Origin of the sequence: Balneola vulgaris DSM 17893 (assembly GCF_000375465.1) — a bacterium.
In the GTDB taxonomy this organism is placed as follows: Bacteria; Bacteroidota; Rhodothermia; order Balneolales; family Balneolaceae; genus Balneola; species Balneola vulgaris.
Map to the genome: position 1 here is coordinate 1,183,042 of NZ_AQXH01000001.1, position 18,615 is coordinate 1,201,656.

Genomic DNA, 18,615 nt, shown 5'->3' on the forward strand with positions numbered 1-18,615 from the left:
TATTACAGCGGTAAGTTATCATGCTTTTTCTTTGGCACTGTATCTACTTTGTGCTCAGCAATTTCTAAAGCTTTTATAAGCTTCTCACGTGTTTCTGATGGAAGAATCACATTGTCGATAAATCCACGAGCTGCGGCACGGTATGGATGTGCGAATTCTTCTGCATATTGTGCTTCTAATTCTTTCTGCTTCGCTTCAGGATCGTCAGCATTAGCAATTTCCTTTCTAAAGATAATTTCTACAGCACCTTTAGAACCCATCACTGCGATTTCAGCTGTTGGCCAAGCTACGTTGTAATCGGCACGGATATGCTTTGAGTTCATTACGTCATAAGCACCACCGTAAGCTTTTCTAGTGATAACCGTCATCTTAGGTACAGTAGCTTCACAGAAAGCATATAATAGCTTAGCACCATCTTTGATGATTCCGCCCCACTCTTGGTCTGTACCTGGTAAGAAGCCTGGCACATCTTCAAATACCACAAGAGGAATATTGAATGCATCACAGAAACGAACGAAACGCGCTCCTTTTTTAGAAGAGCGAATATCTAACACCCCTGCCATCGATAGCGGCTGATTAGCTACAATACCTACACTACGGCCACCCAAACGAGCAAAGCCTACCACAATATTTTCTGCATACTCTTTGTGTACTTCAAAAAACGACTCTTTATCTACTACACCTTCAATTACATCCTTAATATCATAAGGCTTGTTAGGATTCAAAGGCACGATATTTTCAAGAGCTTTAGCTTTTGCAGAGTCAGGTTCTTTCGACTCAATCATTGGCACTTTTTCCTCACAGTTTTGAGGCACATACGACATCAAAGTTCTGATATCTTGCAAACAAACTGCATCATTAGGAGTAGCAAAGTGCGCTACACCTGATTTAGAGTTATGAGTCATCGCTCCACCTAACTCTTCGGAAGTCACTTCTTCATGAGTAACCGTCTTTACAACATTTGGTCCGGTTACAAACATGTAGCTTGTATTTTCAACCATAAAAATGAAATCGGTAAGTGCTGGCGAATAAACCGCTCCACCTGCACATGGCCCCATAATTGCTGAAATCTGAGGCACCACACCTGAAGCCATACTATTTCTCCAGAATACTTCTGCATAGCCCCCTAAAGAAGAAACACCTTCTTGAATACGTGCTCCACCCGAGTCGTTCAAGCCAATTACAGGCACGCCATTCTTTATAGCCAAATCCATAATCTTGCAGATTTTTTCTGCGTGTGTTTCGGATAGTGAACCACCAAACACGGTGAAATCTTGACTAAAAACGTACACTGGTTTGCCGTGAATCTTACCATAACCAGTTACTACGCCGTCACCTAAGAACTTCTGCTTATCTAGCCCAAAAGCGGTACTTCTATGAGTTACGAAAGCATCAATTTCTTCAAATGAACCTTTATCTAAAAGTAGATCAATGCGCTCACGTGCACTCAGCTTTCCTTTCTCATGCTGTTTTTCAATGCGCGCCTTTCCTCCACCTTGTAAAGCTTCTTCGCGTAGTTTTTCTAAACGTTTAATTTTGTCGTTTTTTTCCATAGTTATGTTAAGATTTGTACTCTTTAAAGTAGGTATGTAAGCGATCTGTAAAGTCGATCGCTATTTCTGAAAACATATCTACACTATTTTTTTCAAACACATCATTTTGGAGAAACGCACTCGCTTCATCCCATGTGTTCATTTCTTCTAGTTGGTTTAAGGCTTTTTCGAGCTTAGATTTCGACCCCTTAAAAATTTCTTTTTTCCATTCCTTGAACCTCGGTTCTAAGAAATCGGGTAAAGATACATAGGAAGAACGAGATTCGGCGAATCTATCTAAAATTGAATCCGATGGATCCATAAATAACTCATCGTCTTCATCCTCAACTAATAAGCCTTCATCCTCCTCTTCAACAACTTCCTTTTTAGCAACTTTTTTCGGTGCTTTTGTAGCAGGCTTATCCTTTTTTGTTGCTGTCGTTTTCTTAGCAGGCTTAGGCTTTTCCTTTTCTTCCTTTACTTCTGGTGTTTCGGCTTTATCTTTTCCGTTGCTCTCGCCACTTTCTTCTTCTTCTGCACCTGATCGCTTGCCCATCAATACGGCCATCTGATCTTCGTTTAAGAACTGAGCCCACATTGGTTTTTCTTCCCCTTCGCCCCCCGTTTTCGACTCTTCCTCTATTTCTGCAGACTTATCCTCTTCAACTTCATTATCCGGAGCAGTCTCAACCTGAGCAGGATCAAATAGCTTTTCCTCATCCCCAAAAATGTCATCATCAGTAACCGAAACATCAATCCCTTCTTCATCTTCTTCTTCGGATGAATCATTAACTACATTCTCGAATGAATGCTTTGCTTGATCGAGTATCAACGTGAGGTTATCTCGGAATTCCTTCATCTCCTCATTTTGAACACCCGATTCCGTAGACTCAACTTCCTCAGATTCTGTTTCTGACTCCGTAGATTCGAACAATGCATTGAGTGATTCAGCTTGTTCAATATTATCTACTTCAATCACTCCCCCTAACGCAATATCGCTTAGGATATCATTCATTTCGTCATCACTAATACCTGCTTCCGTCGCATAAATATCAGCCAAATTCATGGGGCGCTCTTCTTCTACTTCCTCTTTCTTTCCCTTCGCTTTTGAGCTTTTCGCCGCAGACTTCTTAGCAGGCTTTGATGTTTTTGGAACTGAAGAAGATTCGGATGTACTTTTCTTAGGAGCAGAGCCGGTTAAATCTACCAAGTCTTTAGAAGACAAAATTTCTATAAAGGTGCTTTTTGTAAGTGGCACGTCAATATGAGAAAAAGCTTCAGCTGCTTTATAAAGGCCTTTATCCTCGAAAAAGATTCTGAGCAGATAGGGCTCTACTTTCCCCCCAAATAAAGTAAATAATAACTCTAGTTTCTGAGCCCAATCTTCTGCTGTATAGTTAGCCACTAATCGCTCATCTAAATTCTTGATGAGTTGTTCGCAACGCTCAATGCTAATTTCCTGCAAGCCTTTCTTCTGCATATATAAAGGCAGCGCTTTCCCAAAGTGCTTATAAATTGTAAGTCGAGCACTTCGCTTTGTAGCTTCTTCAACATCTAAAACTCGGTCTTCTCGAAAAAGATAAGACGCCATTTTTTTTCGTGGCTCTAAAAAGACTGATATGATTTCACCAATTACATGATGCAGCACATTATATAATTGATCATGGGGTACGGTAGAACTACTGGTTGCAGAGATTACAAAATCATCCCAGGAATGCTGTACCAATTCATTTTCAAATGAGAACCATTTAGAGTCTGGTTTTCGTAAATCATCGGCAATACGATCTTCTAGTGTGAGACGTATTCGCTCCACTATATATAGGGGTATTCCGGCCTTCAATAACTCTTTAGGAGTATACGAGGGTTGATCGTTCTTTATTAACCCAACCAGATGATCCGTAATTTGGTCAATGACCTTTTGCATGTAATCCGATGAAGTTTAGAATACGAAAATAATGCCTTAGGGCTGGCATTACAACACGAATCTTACTCTGATAGTATATTTTTGCTTTATACTTTCTACCTTCTGATATGATTAGCCTAGAAGTCGAAAATTTATCTAAAAAGTATACAGGAAAAACAGTCCTAAAAGCACTCAGCTTTTCACATAGCCAAGGAATATTAGGTATTTCAGGGGCCAATGGCAGTGGTAAATCAACTTTACTAAAATGTTTAGCTAAGCTTTTAAAACCTACTGATGGAGCAATACGCTGGGTTGATCAAGGTGAAGAACTTGATCAATCTGAAGTGATAAAGCAGTTAGGTTATGCAGCTCCTTACTTAAACTTGTATGATGAACTCACCGTTTTTGAGAATATTGAGTTTTTAGCCAACCTGAGTAATCCTTTACGAACTCACGATTCTATTCAAGAGCTATTAAGCCGAACTCATATTCTAGAACTTCAAAACAAGCTCTTCAAGACTTTATCTACAGGGCAACGGCAACGTGTTAAATTGGCCGCCTCTCTAGTAAAAGAACCTTCAATATTGTTATTAGATGAACCCGGCTCGAACTTAGACAAAGATGGACATCAGCTGGTTGCCGATTTGGTTCAATCAGAAGTGCAGAATGATACTCTAGTGATCATTGCCTCGAACGATGCCACTGAAATGGCTTTATGTAATCAAGTCATATCCCTATCCTAATCATCTTTAAAATCTATGGCTGAGAATTAGGGAATGGGTGACTTTGCCTTTAGTTCTAAGTATGTTTCACCTCCATTTTGAACTTATAAATACCATACCGTGATTTCACAAAACGACCAAAAATTAGCCACGCTAATCCTTGAGCATAGCACTCAATTACAGAAAGATGAAAACGTCATGGTCCAACTAATTGGGCTGAATGGTATAAATTTGCTGAGAGCATTAGTAGAACAAATAAGAGAGCATGGAGCACATCCTTTTGTTCAAATTGAAGACACTGAAACCCAACGATTACTCATTGAGAATGGGGATGAGAATTTTTGGAAGAATCAGGCAAGCGTTGATCAACTTCCTCTCATGAAACAGATGGATGTATTCATTGGTATTCGTGCCTCAGAAAATATTTATGAAAACTCGCAGGCTACTAAAGACGCGAACAAAGCCTATAGTGAACATTTCTTACACCCAGTACACTTTGAAGAACGTGTAAATAACACCAAGTGGTGTATTATGCGTTATCCTTCTCCTGCATTTGCTATGAATGCAAAATTACCAACTCGTGAGTTCACCGAATTTTATTATGACGCTTGTTTGGTAGATTATGCCAAACTCAAAAAAGCGATGGAGCCACTCGAGGCTCGCCTTAGAAAAACAGATATTATTCACTTAAAAGGTGAAGGAACGGATATTCAATTCTCGGTGAAGGGTCAGAATTGGGTGCCTTGCTATGGAGCTCATAACATCCCTGACGGTGAAATATTCACTTCCCCTATTCTTGATTCTGTAAATGGTCATATCACATATGCTCCATCTGTATATCAAGGCAAGCCATTTGAGTTTGTGAAGCTAGTGGTTGAAAACGGAGTTGTTGTAGATTTCGACTCTTCAAACAATGATGCGCTAAAAGACATCCTTGATACCGATAAAGGAGCTCGCAGGTTTGGTGAATTCAGTTTTGGTACGAATCCAGTTATTGAAAGTCCTATGTACGACATCCTTTTTGATGAGAAGATATATGGGTCTAACCACTTAACCCTTGGTAAGGATTACGAAATTGCACCCAATGGCAATTCAAGTAACATCCACTGGGACTTAGTGTGCATAGGTGCCGATGTGTATCTCGACGGTGAGCTCATCAGAAAAGGACGTGAGTTTGTTGTTGATGACTTGAAAGGGTTAAACCCCGAAAACCTTCGATAAGCTGTTAAAGCTATGATTTTAATGCGGGGCTAATTCAGTTCCGCATTTTTTTTGAATTCTACTATATTCGAGCATGAAGAAAACCGTTGCTATTTATGCACTCTCGTTGGCTCTGCTCGCTTTTGCTTTAAAAGCTATTGAGTATCAATTACTCATTAAAGATGCTTCAACCGAAATATTCGTGACTATTGTAGCTATCGGGTTTCTAATATTTGGTGTTTGGCTGGGCAGAAAACTTACCACCCCTTCACTCCCCACCAACAGTCATGAAATCAATCATGCCGCCATTGCACATCTTCAGCTTAGTGATCGTGAACTCGAAGTACTTCAAGAAGCAGCGACCGGTAAATCCAACCAACAGATTGCCGAATCTTTATTTCTTTCCATTCATACTGTAAAAACACATCTCTCTAATGTATATGAGAAGTTAGAGGTGAAGCGCAGAACAGAAGCAATCATGAAAGCGAAAGAATTGAATATCATTTCTTAAACCAAACCTCATCCAAAAGTACCAAACTACTACATTCATACTTTCGGGTGATTCCATGTTTCTGTTTATTGCTTAAGCTTGAGGCACATCAAAACTCAACTCACTCTTTGTTACTATGAAAAAATACGCTCTGATTTATGGCTTAATTGCTGGAGGCCTCAACATTGGTTTAGCCGCATTTATATTTGTGGGCTTAGGAGATGCCTTCTCTCATTTGAATAATGAGATTTTCGGGTATCTGATCATGATACTTTCGCTTTCAATTATTTTTGTGGCAGTTAAACAGTATCGCGACAAAAAACTGGGTGGGGTCATTAAATTTAAAACCGCCTTCTTACTAGGTCTATATATCTCGATTGTAGCGTCTACGGTTTATGTTGCGAACTGGGAAGTATATATGCAGACATCAGGCAGTGATGCTTTCATCGAAAATTACCAGAGCAGTGTAATGGAACAGATGAAAGAAAATGGCGCAAGTGAAGCTAAATTAACTGAACAAATGGAGAAAAACGAATACTATAAAGAAATGTATTCCAATGTGTTTTTTAGAATTCTCATTACTTATTCTGAAATACTACCCGTTGCCTTACTCATCAGTTTACTTAGTGCTGCCTTATTAAAAAACACCTCCTTCTTAAACACTGAAAGCTCATAATTATGGATATTCGTTCACACTCACTTTCATTAGCTGTAAAAGACATCAAAGCCTCTGTGTCGTTTTATGAAAAATTAGGATTTAAAGCCGTTAACGGAGCTGGGTCCATTTCAGATAAATGGTTGATCATGCAGAATGGGAGCACCAAAATTGGTTTATTCCAAGACATGTTTGAAGAAAACATCATCACCTTTAACCCACAGGATGCAAGAAGTATCTATAAAGATTTAAAGAATAAAGACATTCCTTTTTTAATGGAGTCAGAGAGTATTCAAGAAAAAGAAGGTCCTTGTCATTTTTGCATTGCAGATCCAGACGGCAACCAAATTCTATTTGATCAATTTTAATTTATAAAGCACTACAATGAAGAATCGAGTAAAAGGCATTGGCGGCGTATTTCTAAAAGCCGACGACCCTAAAGCAACAAGCGAATGGTATAAGAAACACCTTGGCATTAAATCGGGACAATGGGGTGGCACCTTCCAATGGAAGAAATCAAATAACCCTTCTCAAAATGGCTATACCGCTTGGAGTATTTTTAAAAGTGATACCGAGTACACTAATCCTAGCACTAAAGATGCTATGATAAATTATAGAGTGGAAGATTTAGAAAGTTTACTGAAAACCTTAAAGGAGGAAGGCGTTGAGGTAATCGGTGAAATGGAATCCTTTGAATATGGAAAATTTGGTTGGATTATGGACCCAAATGGATATAAAATCGAACTTTGGGAGCCTAACGATGAAGAGTATGAAAAGCTGAGTACCGACGACGCTCTCAACCAAATGAATTAAAGTGGAGTTGATGTAGCTCCTTCGCTGGAGCTACATCTCTCTTCCCATTTATTTCAATACTTTAAATATTGGATATTCAACTGGCTTGCTGTCTACCCCATTCGATTTAAAATATTCATCGAAGAAATTCCATGTAACTAAGCCATCATCCGACTGTGGTTCTAACATATAGAATATGAGATTAGTTAATGGCTGGGCCATATCCACATAGTAATCTCCTTTACCGTAGCGCTTTGAAGCAGATTTAAAATCACCTTCTATTTGAACCATATTATGCTTCTCAAACGCACGTTCGTTTTGCGTAAAGTTGGTTACTGTGAAAACTTCACCGCTATATTTCTTTCTTCTACCGAGTTCTTCAACAATTACACCCTGCTTTTCTAGGTGGTCTACAATATGCTTCATCTCTTTTGGGATGATATATGCTCTTGGTAGTGTTGCTTCAACTGTAGCTTCAAACTTGCTGTAGTTTTGAACATTAGGTACATCGATAATCTCGCCTGATCGAACATATCGCTCACGGCCTTCATCGTCTTTATATGGAATGTAGTTGTATGTTCTCAACGTAAAATTCTCATCCGTTGGAATCATTTTATAGCGAACCCCTTTCTTCACTTCACCAGCATTTTCCAACACATTCTCAATTGCTGCTTTTTCAGCCGCTGCATTCGTTGCCATAATCTTATCACCATTCTTATTGGTGTACTCAAGAATTTCTTCAACAAAAGCCTTGGTAGAGTTTATACGCTGATAGAAACGCTCATGAGCAAATGCTTCACTTAGAATCCCAATCTTATTTCTAAGTCCCATCTGATTTACAAGATATCGTGGGTGGTGATTATATGTATAAATCGCTTTTGGCGGCCATCCTTGACGTAGGCTATACCCACCGTAAGGTCCTAAGTAGATACCATATTTCTCTTTTACCTTTCGTGTAACCTCTGGAAGTAATTCATTCCAAGTTAAGTCGTAAGGCGCTTTCTCACCTGCATAATGATAACTTGGCGCCCACGTAAGTGAATAGCCATGCCATGTACCATTCGTTGTATGTAGATCCACAAATACCTCTGGATCCCACTTTAAAATCACATTCTCCATCAAGGCTGCGGTTTCGATGGCATCCATTTTAATACCATCACGGTTTAAATCCCAACCTTGACTATTTGGTCGTAAACCAACTTCCACTGGGCTGTCTTCTTGTGAAGGACGACGACCTTGCTTCATCTTATCATTTGAATCGGAATTGTAGATAGGAGCGAAAACAATAATCTGATTATCTAATAAATACTTTTTATCCCCTAAAAGAATTTCTCTCATTAAGATCTGAAGTACTTCTTTGCCTTCTACTTCACCCGAGTGGATATTGCCTTGAAAGTATACGATGGCTTTACCTGATTCCTTTGCTTCCTGTACACTGCTAACTGCTGGGTTTGCGAGAACCACTACAGGAATATCTTTGCCTTCTAAACTCGTACCCATATACTCTAAATGAACTAAGTCACTTTTACTTTGGATGGTGTTTATAAAAGCCATCACATCCGCATAAGTAGATGTAGCTTGGTAATTCGTTTTTTCTGGTGTGGTTATGAGTGCTTGATCCCATTGTGCCCAAGCCACATTTGATATCGTTAATAGAGTAAGTAGTAGAAATGTTCTTTTCATAAATCCTGAAATTTTATTGAAGTAGATAATAGGCAAAACCATGCATTCAACCATATTTCGAATGCAATTTTTTCGTGTTATTACAGCTTGATTCAAAGCCATAAAAAAACCGCCATTCTAGATAGAAAGGCGGTTTGAAAATATTTAGAAGCCGAACACTATCTGATGATAGTTTCAGTTCTTTTTGGGCCCGTTGAAATGATTGTGAATTTCACACCTAAATATTCTTCTACATAATTAATGTAAGATTTAGCTGCTTCTGGAAGTTCATCCCATTTCGTCATCCCAGAGATATCTTTATCCCAACCTGGAAGTGCAGTATATACGGGCTCAATTTTTTCAATTTCAGTCAAGGAAAGTGGAAATACTTTGGTTTCCTTGCCGTCAATTATATAGCTCGTGCACACTTGGATTTCATCGAAACCATCCATCACATCCATTTTTGTGAGGGTAAGTTCATTGATACCATTGATTCTGCATGCATATTTCAATGCTACTAAATCTAACCAACCACATCTACGTGGGCGACCTGTGGTAGCACCAAACTCATGCCCTTTTTTACGAAGCTCTTCACCCATATCGTCGTGAAGCTCGGTTGGAAATGGACCATTACCTACGCGAGTACAATACGCTTTAGTGATTCCCATCACATGGGTAAGCGCCGTTGGAGGCACTCCAGATCCAGTACAAGCACCACCCGATGTTGGTGACGAAGAAGTTACATAAGGATAGGTACCATGATCTACATCAAGTAAACTACCTTGTGCTCCTTCCAATAGAATCGACTTATTAGCTTCAAGTCCTTCATGTAACATATTTGTGGTGTTACAAATAAATGGAGAGAGTGTATTGATTGAGTCATCAAGTTCAGCCATTAAATCATCTGCTGAAAGTGTAGGCTCTTTGTATAAGTTCTCTAATGCAAAGTTGATATCAGCAATATTCTGTTCAATCTTAGATTTAAGCACTTCTTTATCTAGAAGGTCTACCATTCTAATGCCTACGCGTGATACTTTACTTACATAAGCCGGACCAATACCACGGCCTGTTGTACCAATTGCGTTGCCTGCTCTACGCTTTTCCTTGAGTTGGTCGAGCAATTTATGGTAAGGTAGAATAACATGAGCTGTTTGACTGATGTGAAATCGACCTTCAAGTTGGAAGCCCATTTCCTTCACGCCTTCAATTTCTTTTACTAATGCTATTGGATCAATAACAACACCGTTGCCTATTACACAATGGGCATCTCCGTTGAATATACCTGATGGAATAAGGTGAAGTACAACCGTTTTATCATCGAACTTAAGGGTATGCCCTGCATTTGCCCCTCCTTGGTACCGAACTACGTATTCGGCCTTATCGCTCAAAAGATCAACGATCTTACCTTTACCTTCATCACCCCACTGGGCTCCAATAACTACTCTAACTGACATATTTAAAAATGATTTGCAATAAAAAAGGGGTGTAGTAATCTACACCCCTTTTGAGTTCTATTTGAATACAGTTTTCAACTATCCTTCGTTGAAAGATTCTGCCGCTTCTTCAACCGATTTGTAGTGTTTGAACACCGTGATCAATTTCGTCACGATTAACAAACTTTCAATTTTATCGGTTGCGTTAGCAATGCGAAGGTCTCCACCAGCTTTGCGCATAGTGGTTAGGCCGCCAATTAGCATACCTAGACCCGAAGAGTTCATGAACTTTACTTTACCAAGGTCTACTACAATATTGTTTTTCCCTGCGTCAATTAGCTCATGAAGTTTTTCGTTCAGGCTAACCGCATCGGGTCCACCCATTACGTTACCCTTAAATTCGATAACTACGCTATTGTAGCGTTCTGATGTATTAAAGCTCATAACTACTCTATTTTAAACTTTTTATTTTTTGGTTTTGGCTTCCAGTTCAACCACCAAAGCACTAGCTACAAACAGCGAACTGTACGTACCTAACACAATACCAATTAATAGTGCAAAAGAAAATCCTTTTAACACTTCACCGCCGAAAATAAACAGCACAACAACCACAAACAAGGTCGTAATTGAAGTGATTACTGTTCGGCTTAATGTATCGTTCAAACTTTTGTTCACCATAGGGATGTATTCCATGCCTTTATGAACAATGCTATTCTCACGAATACGGTCAAATACAACCACAGTATCATTCAATGAATAACCAACAATGGTTAAGAATGCTGCGATAATATTTTGATCAATCAATAAGCTAAAGTTTACCCAATCATTCATCAATGTAAAAATACCTAAAGTAATAATTACATCATGGAATAATGCGGCAACGGCCCCAGCAGAGAATGTCCATCTTCTAAAACGAATCAGAATATAAACGAAGATAATAGCCATAGAGTAAATGATAGACTGAAGTCCACCAGATTTTAAATCTTCGGCTACTCTTGGACCTACACTGTCCGATTTCTCAACAAATGCGCTGTTTGATGGGTACGTTTGGCTTACCGTTGAAGTGATGATGTTTTCTACATCGTTGATTGCACTTTCATTATCGGTACGAACTAGAATCTCAGTTTCAGAACCAAAAAGCTTTACTTCTGGGCTTGATCCTAGAGGATCGGTTAAGGCACTTCTTAGTTCCGATACATTTACAGGTTGCTCAAACTTTAAAACGAATTCCTTACCGCCTTTAAAGTCGATGCCATACTGAAGACCTTTCGTGAAAATGGTAGCAATGGATAAAACCAATAGAATACCAGAGATCACATAGGCCACTTTTCGTTTTGAAACGAAATCAAAATTTGGTGTTTCAAACCATCTCATAATGTTTTCCTTTTTCTCTTAAAATTTTTGTGTGGATTATCCAAAGTTTACTGAATCAGACTTAGCACGAGTCAGGTAATCAATCACAACACGTGTGATAATGATCGCACTAAATAGCGAACAACAGATACCTGCTAATAGAGTTACTGCGAAACCTTTAATCGGTCCAACACCAAAACTCAATAGTACTAAAGCAACAAATCCAGTAGTGATGTTGGCATCAATAATGGCACTCATTGCGTTAGAGTAACCTGCTGAAATAGCTGCTTTGATAGTTTTACCCGTTCTTTGCTCTTCACGAATACGATCAAAGATCAGAACATTGGCATCCACGGCCATACCTATGGTTAACACGATACCCGCCATACCAGGCAGTGTAAGTGTTGCTTTGAAACCAGCTAAAATTCCAAGAATAAATATAATGTTTAGTAGTAGTGCTAAATCTGCTACTGCACCACCTGTTCGGTAGTATACAATCATAAAGATGGCAACGATTCCTAAACCGATAAGTACAGAATTTAAACTCGCATCAATAGAAGCTTGTCCAAGAGAAGCCCCAACCGTACGCTCTTCAACAATCTCAAGTGGAGCAGGTAATGCACCAGAAAGTAGAATGTTCACTAAGTCATCGGCTTCGCCAACATTTTCAACGCCCGTAATAGAAGAACGACCGTTGCTAATTTTACTAATTACATTAGGGAAGGTATATACATAACCGTCGAGTACGATAGCTACCGGCTTATTGATATTAGCACCTGTAATACGAGCCCAATCTCTAGCGCCTTCAGCGTTCATAGTCATTGAAACTTCAGGGATGTTTGTAGCTGGGTCGAATTGAACCGTAGCTTCTTCAATAACTTCACCTGTTAACTCAACATCTTCTTTAACACCGTATAGCGAGAATACTTCTTCACCATTCACTCCAAATGGAAGTGAGTTTGCACTCCATAACACAGTAGTGTTACGAGGCATCATGCGCTGGATGTTTTCGTCTGCTAGTAATGCGTTTACTTCTGCAGTGTCTTGCTCGGCTGCGTACCCAAGAACATAAGGACTTTGACCAGGGCTAAGAACTTCAAGAAGTGCATTAGGCTGAATAGTATTTAAGCTATCACCTTCATCTCCAGCGGCTTTCTCATCGAAGTAGTTGTATACCTGCTGAATGAATGAGCTAAACTCGTTGGCATTTGCCGCCACTCTAAATTCAAGGCGAGCAGTTCCCTTCAGAAGGTTTCTAACACGCTGTTTGTCGTCTACACCAGGAAGCTCAACTACAATACGGTCGGTTCCCTGTTTGATGATAGAAGGCTCCGTTACACCGAATCTATCCACACGAGTACGGATAATTTCGATAGCTCTGTCTAAAGCTTCCGTTCTTTGTGCTTTTAGGAAAGTCACAATTTCTTGGTTTGTAGAGCGGCGAGTGATGTCAGCAGCATCGTTTCTGAAATATCTGCTTAAACGAGCACCTTCAGCAGTAGCTTCAAACTCAGCCTGCATTTCATCGATGAAATCAGTGTCGTTTTCTAAAGCACGCTCACGCGCTGTAGCTACTACTTGCTCTAGATTTTCATCTAAATTTTCGCCCGCTAATTCTAGAATCAACTGTGGAGTTCCCACTTCTAGCATAACGTACATTCCACCTTGGAGGTCAAGACCTAAGTTTAGAGTACGTTCTTTTATACTGGCTAATTTTTCGCGGTTTTCATCTACATACTGAAGACTATCAGATGGAGATAACTCGCTAATTTGTTTTTGCTCCAGATTGTACTGGATGGTTGGAAATAGGTACCAAAGCGTCATTGCTAAAAAAGCAGCTATGAGACCGATTTTTAATCCGTTTCCTTGCATGGTTGTAAGATTATAAGTGTTGAATATTAATGGAATGAGTGTGTTCGCCAGGCGAGCACTCAACTTTTTTTAAAAAAACTTTTGAAGTATTAAAGCCTGAAAATGATTGGCTTACAATGGTTTATTAAACCTAGGGTGCGTTTATAGCTACCCCTGAGAGATGAGGAGTTTGGGAAGTGGTAGAGGTAAATGTTTCCCATCCTGCTTCAACTTTAACTAAGTTATTTAAGCATGAAGCGGCTACCGTTTTAACAGACTTAGATAGGTTTTTAGCCTCTGATTGCTGAATAGCTCCAGTTTTGGCTGGCTCCAACAATACGGCCTTACCCATGCCTGCGTTTGAATTCTGATAGTCTTCCCATTCTTTGATAAGTACATCAAAGATATCAGAATGTGAATCATCCGAGAGTGGAAATTCAAAATCATCTGGGTTTTCAGAAATAATCTCAGATGCTTTACGAATTACTTCTTCGAGCTCTGAAGTATCAGAACTTAGGTCACCAATTAATCTTTTTACGTCACTATTCTGCTCGCTAATAACCTTAGCATCTAGCCATGAAGTAAATACATTATGCATCTCCTTCTGCTGAATAGGCTCAACGAGGTGAAGAGATATACTTAATAGCAGAATTGCTATGGTATATACTTGAGTAATATGGATTCTGAATGATTTCACAGAGCATCAATATATAAAACTATGATCTACTCAATCAATTAAGTTTTGCATTCTAACAAATGCAGACTTTTAATCCGTCTCTACAAGCTCACTCGCTTTTTCTAAACGATCGAATTCTTGCTTTAAGAACCTTCCTGTGTGAGAATGCTCAATGTTCGACACCTCTTTAGGAGTACCTTCCGCGATGATTTCACCACCACCTCGGCCTCCTTCAGGACCTAAATCAATTACCCAGTCTGAGGCTTTAATAAGGTCTAAGTTATGCTCTATCACCATCACGGTGTTTCCCTTATCCACAAGCTGTTGTATCACATTCACCAACATTCGAACATCTTGGAAATGAAGCCCTGTAGTAGGCTCATCCATTACATACAGTGTATCTCCTGTACCAATTTTTGATAACTCTCTAGCTAACTTAATGCGCTGTGCTTCCCCACCACTTAAGGTCGTACTCGACTGCCCTAAGGTTAAATACCCTAAGCCTACAGAGGTTAATGTTTTTAATATTCGACTAATAGTTGGTTGTGCACTGAAGAATTCAGCAGCATCAGACACAGGCATTTCAAGTACATCTGAAATGTTTTTACTCTTGTAATAGATTTCCAGAGTTTCACGGTTATAGCGCTTCCCATTACAAGTTTCACACGTCACATAAACATCTGGCAAGAAATTCATTTCAATTTTACGAACACCATCGCCTTGGCAGGTCTCACACCTACCGCCTTTCACATTAAACGAAAAACGACCTTGATCATATCCACGAATCTTTGCCTCCGGTAGTTCGGCAAACAATCTTCTTATGTGATCAAACACTTTAGTATAGGTCCCTGGATTTGAACGAGGAGTTCTACCAATAGGACTCTGATCAATTGAAATAATCTTATCTATGTTATCTAAACCTTCAATCGTGTCGAATGGAAGTGGTACACTTTTCGATTTATAGAAATGATTCGATAGCGTTGGCACCAACGTTTGATTGATAAGTGAACTCTTGCCGCTACCACTTACACCTGTTACTGAAATGAATGTACCCAATGGAATCTCAAGATCTACATTCTTCAGATTATGACCTCGAGCATTCTTAATACTTAGCTTCTTACCACTTCCTTTTCTGTATTCATTTGGAACTTCAATGAGTTCCAAGTCCTTCAAGAAACGAGCCGTCATTGAATCTTCAGTCAATTCTTCTGGCTTCCCAGCTGATACAATATGACCTCCGTTAACACCAGCTCCAGGCCCTAAATCAATCACAAAATCAGCATGCTCAATGGTTTCTCTATCATGCTCCACTACCAATACACTGTTGCCTAAGTCACGAAGCATTTCCAGTGATTTGATGAGCTTAATATTATCTCGCTGATGCAGCCCTATACTTGGTTCATCTAAAATGTAAAGTACGCCTACTAGCTGTGTACCAATTTGAGTAGCTAATCGAATACGTTGCGCTTCTCCACCACTCAATGTCTGTGCTTCTCGATCTAAATTCAGGTAATCAAGCCCCACATTCAGCAAAAAGTCGAGACGGTCTCGTACTTCTTTTAATACTTGGCTACCAATAAGCTGCTGACGCTCTGTTAAATTGATATTGTATAGGGTATTTCGAAGCCCATCAATGTCCATTTTCACTAGGTCATGGATATTGTAATCATCAATTTTGTAGGAAAGAGCTTCTTTATTTAACCTACCACCATTGCAACTAGGGCATACTACTTTACTCATGTATGCTTTTGCTTTCTCCCGTTGCTTGGGCGACTTACTATTCTCGTATTGATCGACAATCATTTTGCGCAAACCTTCAAACTTATGTTTATAGGTTACACTATTGTCTTTAAAATCGTAGCTCACTGAGAATTTGGTATCACCACCACCATTCATCAGTAAGTCAAATACTTCCTCGGGGTATTTTTTTAGAGGAGTTTCAAAGTCTAGATTAACTGATTCTAGAACTGCTTTCAATTGCTTGAATACGAATACATCACGGGGTGCTCCAAGAAACCGAATTCCGCCTTCTGCAACCGATTGATCCCGATTTGGAACTAGGAGGTCCCAACTCACATCATACGTATGGCCTAAACCATCACAACTAGAACAGGCACCATATGGTGAGTTGAAAGAAAAAAGATTGGGTGCAGGGTCTTCGTAGGCTAACCCACTTTCAGCATCAAATAACTTTTGAGAGAATAGCCGATCGTTAAATCCTTCTTTGTCTTTAACGGCGAGTATTACATTTCCATCCGCCATTTCAAGCGCTAAGCGAATACTTTCTGAAATTCTCTTCTCACTTTTCGGTGAAATCACGAATCGATCTACCACCACTTCTATATTGTGGGTTTTATATCGATCTAGTTTCATCCCTTTTTCAAGCTCAACTAGCTCTCCGTCAACACGCGCACTTAAAAAGCCTTGCTTTATAGTTTGCTCAAATAACTCGCGGTAATGCCCTTTTCTACCTCTTACTACCGGGGCTAAACAGTATGCTTTGGTTCCTTCAGGCATGGCCATTACGGCAGCTACCACTTGTTCCGCCGATTGTTTCTCCATCACATTTCCCGAAACATACGAGTATGGCACACCTACACGTGCATAGAGCAATCGAAGGAAGTCATAGATTTCAGTAACGGTTCCAACCGTAGAACGTGGATTTCGATTGGTGGTTTTTTGATCAATGGAAATAACAGGTGAGAGTCCATCGATGAAATCAACGGCTGGTCGTTCCATCATTCCAAGGAACTGGCGAGCATAGGCCGAAAGGGACTCCAAAAAACGGCGTTGGCCTTCAGCGTAAATAGTATCGAATGCTAATGAGGATTTTCCCGAACCTGATAAGCCTGTGATAACCACTAATTCATCACGAGGTATATCTATATCAAAGTTTTTGAGGTTGTGTTCTCGAGCGCCACGAACTACAATATTCTGCTGCAATGGTCTGTTTATTTGAGGTTCAAGCCAACTTAAAGTATAAGCAACAGATTACACAAAACCTTCATTCAAATTAATTCTACGAACCAACCTGAGAGTTGCTAGTTCTAGTCATCATATTATATTGGCGAACGAATAAACGATTAGGGAATACGCCATCTACATCTTCAGAATATTCTTCCTTAATTCTCTTTAGGTAATACATAGGTACTTTGCCCATGTTCTTAGCTTCAATTTCACCACGCGTTTCGCATTCAAAGAATTCTTTCACACGCTCGTATGTAGCTTCAGAAATATTGATGTAATTAGTATCTGCATTTTGCTCCATTCTGGAAGCTAAATTTACGGCTGAACCCCAGATGTCGTATGCGAATCTTTTCTTACCAATCACACCAACTACCGACTCACCAGTATGAATACCAATACGAAGTGGGAAATGAGGAATTGATGAATTGAGACTATGCTTCGCATTATCCATAAAGTATTTCATCTTCAAAGCAGCTAGAACAACATCAATAGGATGGGTTTCATTACGATCAGGAAGTCCCCCTACCGCCATATAGCTATCGCCAATGGTCTTAATCTTAATCAAATTGTGCTCTTCCGCATAATTATCGAATTGATCAAAGTAATGTGTTAAGCTATTGATCAATTTTTCAGGACTTAAATCTGGTACTACTTTACTGAAGCCGTCAAAATCAGTGAACATTATAGTTACATCTTCATATCGCTCTGGCGTAACCGTACCATAGGCTAATAAACTATCCGCAATCTTTTTCGGAAATACATTTTGAAGCAGATCTTCATGCTCGTTTTTCGAGAGCTCCAATTCTTGATTTATAGATCTAAGCTGCTGCTTAATATTCTCAAGTTCTCTGTTTTGTGCTAAAGTATTTTTGTAGGTGGATACTAATAAATTAACTAAATGCGTGTAATCAGCCTTGATGTTATAATTTTTATTATCAATGGCTACATTGATCATTTCTCGGTCAGTAAAGGGCTTTACTGGGTTATTTAGCAATTCATCAATTTTGCTAAATAACGTTTCATCATCATAGGGCTTGGTAAGATAGTTATCAGCTCCAGCCGATATTCCTTTCATTAAAGAATCGGTGGTAACCATAGAGGTAACCAAAATCACTGGAATCTGGTGTAAACGGCTGTCATTCTTGATTTTACTACACAGCTCATAGCCATCCATTAGTGGCATCTCAACATCACTAATCACAAGATCGGGATATTCAGAACGAACTAATGATAGGGCTTCCTCTCCATTTGGTGCCGTGATAACATCAAACCCTTTATGTATCAACTTATGGCGGGTAAGAGTAACCAATGCAGGGTAATCATCGACCACCAAAATTTTTGATTTTGTACCAAGCATATTGTCTACTGATTTATTGCGC

At 39.4% G+C, this 18,615-nt stretch carries 16 protein-coding genes; 6 read left to right on the plus strand and 10 right to left on the minus strand.

The window, feature by feature from the left end:
- Positions 1-2: 2 nt before the first annotated feature.
- Positions 3-1,553: an acyl-CoA carboxylase subunit beta gene (locus tag B155_RS0105100; protein WP_018127169.1), complete on the minus strand. Its 1,551-nt coding sequence runs from the start codon at positions 1,551-1,553 to the stop codon at positions 3-5.
- A 7-nt stretch (positions 1,554-1,560) separates the two neighbouring features.
- Positions 1,561-3,456, minus strand: a complete 1,896-nt coding sequence (locus B155_RS0105105; RefSeq protein ID WP_018127170.1) for a hypothetical protein — start codon at positions 3,454-3,456, stop codon at positions 1,561-1,563.
- A gap of 107 nt (positions 3,457-3,563) precedes the next feature.
- On the opposite strand from B155_RS0105105, the gene B155_RS0105110 reads away from it, so the two are divergent.
- The 6 genes from B155_RS0105110 (at position 3,564) to B155_RS0105135 (ending at position 7,315) form a co-directional block, all read left to right on the plus strand.
- On the plus strand, positions 3,564-4,178 hold the full coding sequence (locus B155_RS0105110; RefSeq protein ID WP_018127171.1) for an ABC transporter ATP-binding protein: 615 nt from the start codon (positions 3,564-3,566) through the stop codon (positions 4,176-4,178).
- Positions 4,179-4,277: 99 nt separating this feature from the next.
- Positions 4,278-5,378, plus strand: a complete 1,101-nt coding sequence (locus B155_RS0105115) for an aminopeptidase (protein WP_018127172.1) — start codon at positions 4,278-4,280, stop codon at positions 5,376-5,378.
- Positions 5,379-5,451: 73 nt separating this feature from the next.
- Complete coding sequence (locus tag B155_RS0105120; RefSeq protein WP_018127173.1) at positions 5,452-5,868, plus strand: response regulator transcription factor; 417 nt, start codon at positions 5,452-5,454, stop codon at positions 5,866-5,868.
- Positions 5,869-5,983: 115 nt separating this feature from the next.
- On the plus strand, positions 5,984-6,523 hold the full coding sequence (locus tag B155_RS0105125; protein WP_018127174.1) for a DUF4199 domain-containing protein: 540 nt from the start codon (positions 5,984-5,986) through the stop codon (positions 6,521-6,523).
- Between the two features lie 2 nt (positions 6,524-6,525).
- Entirely contained in the window at positions 6,526-6,870 is a 345-nt protein-coding gene (locus B155_RS0105130; RefSeq protein ID WP_018127175.1) for a VOC family protein, read from the plus strand.
- 16 nt (positions 6,871-6,886) lie between these two features.
- Positions 6,887-7,315 carry a VOC family protein gene (locus B155_RS0105135; RefSeq protein WP_018127176.1) on the plus strand — a complete coding sequence of 143 codons (429 nt, stop codon included), beginning with the start codon at positions 6,887-6,889 and terminating at the stop codon, positions 7,313-7,315.
- A 48-nt stretch (positions 7,316-7,363) separates the two neighbouring features.
- On the opposite strand, the gene B155_RS0105140 is transcribed toward B155_RS0105135, so the two are convergent.
- The 8 genes from B155_RS0105140 to B155_RS0105175 form a co-directional block, all read right to left on the minus strand.
- Complete coding sequence (locus B155_RS0105140; RefSeq protein ID WP_169331275.1) at positions 7,364-8,977, minus strand: M14 family metallopeptidase; 1,614 nt, start codon at positions 8,975-8,977, stop codon at positions 7,364-7,366.
- Between the two features lie 158 nt (positions 8,978-9,135).
- Positions 9,136-10,410, minus strand: coding sequence for an adenylosuccinate synthase (locus B155_RS0105145; RefSeq protein ID WP_018127178.1), 1,275 nt, complete (start codon positions 10,408-10,410; stop codon positions 9,136-9,138).
- A 78-nt stretch (positions 10,411-10,488) separates the two neighbouring features.
- Complete coding sequence (locus B155_RS0105150) at positions 10,489-10,833, minus strand: STAS domain-containing protein (protein ID WP_018127179.1); 345 nt, start codon at positions 10,831-10,833, stop codon at positions 10,489-10,491.
- A gap of 21 nt (positions 10,834-10,854) precedes the next feature.
- Positions 10,855-11,763, minus strand: a complete 909-nt coding sequence (gene secF, locus B155_RS0105155; protein WP_018127180.1) for a protein translocase subunit SecF — start codon at positions 11,761-11,763, stop codon at positions 10,855-10,857.
- Between the two features lie 36 nt (positions 11,764-11,799).
- Positions 11,800-13,677 carry a protein translocase subunit SecD gene (secD, locus tag B155_RS0105160; protein WP_240386248.1) on the minus strand — a complete coding sequence of 626 codons (1,878 nt, stop codon included), beginning with the start codon at positions 13,675-13,677 and terminating at the stop codon, positions 11,800-11,802.
- Positions 13,678-13,744: 67 nt separating this feature from the next.
- Positions 13,745-14,290 (minus strand): hypothetical protein, encoded by a 546-nt coding sequence (locus B155_RS0105165; RefSeq protein ID WP_018127182.1) that lies wholly within the window; start codon positions 14,288-14,290, stop codon positions 13,745-13,747.
- Between the two features lie 69 nt (positions 14,291-14,359).
- Positions 14,360-17,212, minus strand: coding sequence for an excinuclease ABC subunit UvrA (gene uvrA, locus B155_RS0105170; protein ID WP_018127183.1), 2,853 nt, complete (start codon positions 17,210-17,212; stop codon positions 14,360-14,362).
- Positions 17,213-17,288: 76 nt separating this feature from the next.
- Positions 17,289-18,593 carry an adenylate/guanylate cyclase domain-containing protein gene (locus B155_RS0105175; RefSeq protein ID WP_018127184.1) on the minus strand — a complete coding sequence of 435 codons (1,305 nt, stop codon included), beginning with the start codon at positions 18,591-18,593 and terminating at the stop codon, positions 17,289-17,291.
- Positions 18,594-18,615 lie beyond the last annotated feature (22 nt).

Bases quoted from the DNA above. Each gene is read 5' to 3' on its own strand.
- B155_RS0105145 (WP_018127178.1), bottom strand. From the start codon at position 10,410: ATGTCAGTTAGAGTAGTTATTGGAGCCCAGTGGGGTGATGAAGGTAAA.
- B155_RS0105110 (WP_018127171.1), top strand. From the start codon at position 3,564: ATGATTAGCCTAGAAGTCGAAAATTTATCTAAAAAGTATACAGGAAAA.
- secF (WP_018127180.1), bottom strand. From the start codon at position 11,763: ATGAGATGGTTTGAAACACCAAATTTTGATTTCGTTTCAAAACGAAAA.
- B155_RS0105140 (WP_169331275.1), bottom strand. From the start codon at position 8,977: ATGAAAAGAACATTTCTACTACTTACTCTATTAACGATATCAAATGTG.
- B155_RS0105135 (WP_018127176.1), top strand. From the start codon at position 6,887: ATGAAGAATCGAGTAAAAGGCATTGGCGGCGTATTTCTAAAAGCCGAC.
- B155_RS0105175 (WP_018127184.1), bottom strand. From the start codon at position 18,593: ATGCTTGGTACAAAATCAAAAATTTTGGTGGTCGATGATTACCCTGCA.
- B155_RS0105130 (WP_018127175.1), top strand. From the start codon at position 6,526: ATGGATATTCGTTCACACTCACTTTCATTAGCTGTAAAAGACATCAAA.
- B155_RS0105150 (WP_018127179.1), bottom strand. From the start codon at position 10,833: ATGAGCTTTAATACATCAGAACGCTACAATAGCGTAGTTATCGAATTT.
- B155_RS0105125 (WP_018127174.1), top strand. From the start codon at position 5,984: ATGAAAAAATACGCTCTGATTTATGGCTTAATTGCTGGAGGCCTCAAC.
- B155_RS0105105 (WP_018127170.1), bottom strand. From the start codon at position 3,456: ATGCAAAAGGTCATTGACCAAATTACGGATCATCTGGTTGGGTTAATA.
- B155_RS0105120 (WP_018127173.1), top strand. From the start codon at position 5,452: ATGAAGAAAACCGTTGCTATTTATGCACTCTCGTTGGCTCTGCTCGCT.
- B155_RS0105100 (WP_018127169.1), bottom strand. From the start codon at position 1,553: ATGGAAAAAAACGACAAAATTAAACGTTTAGAAAAACTACGCGAAGAA.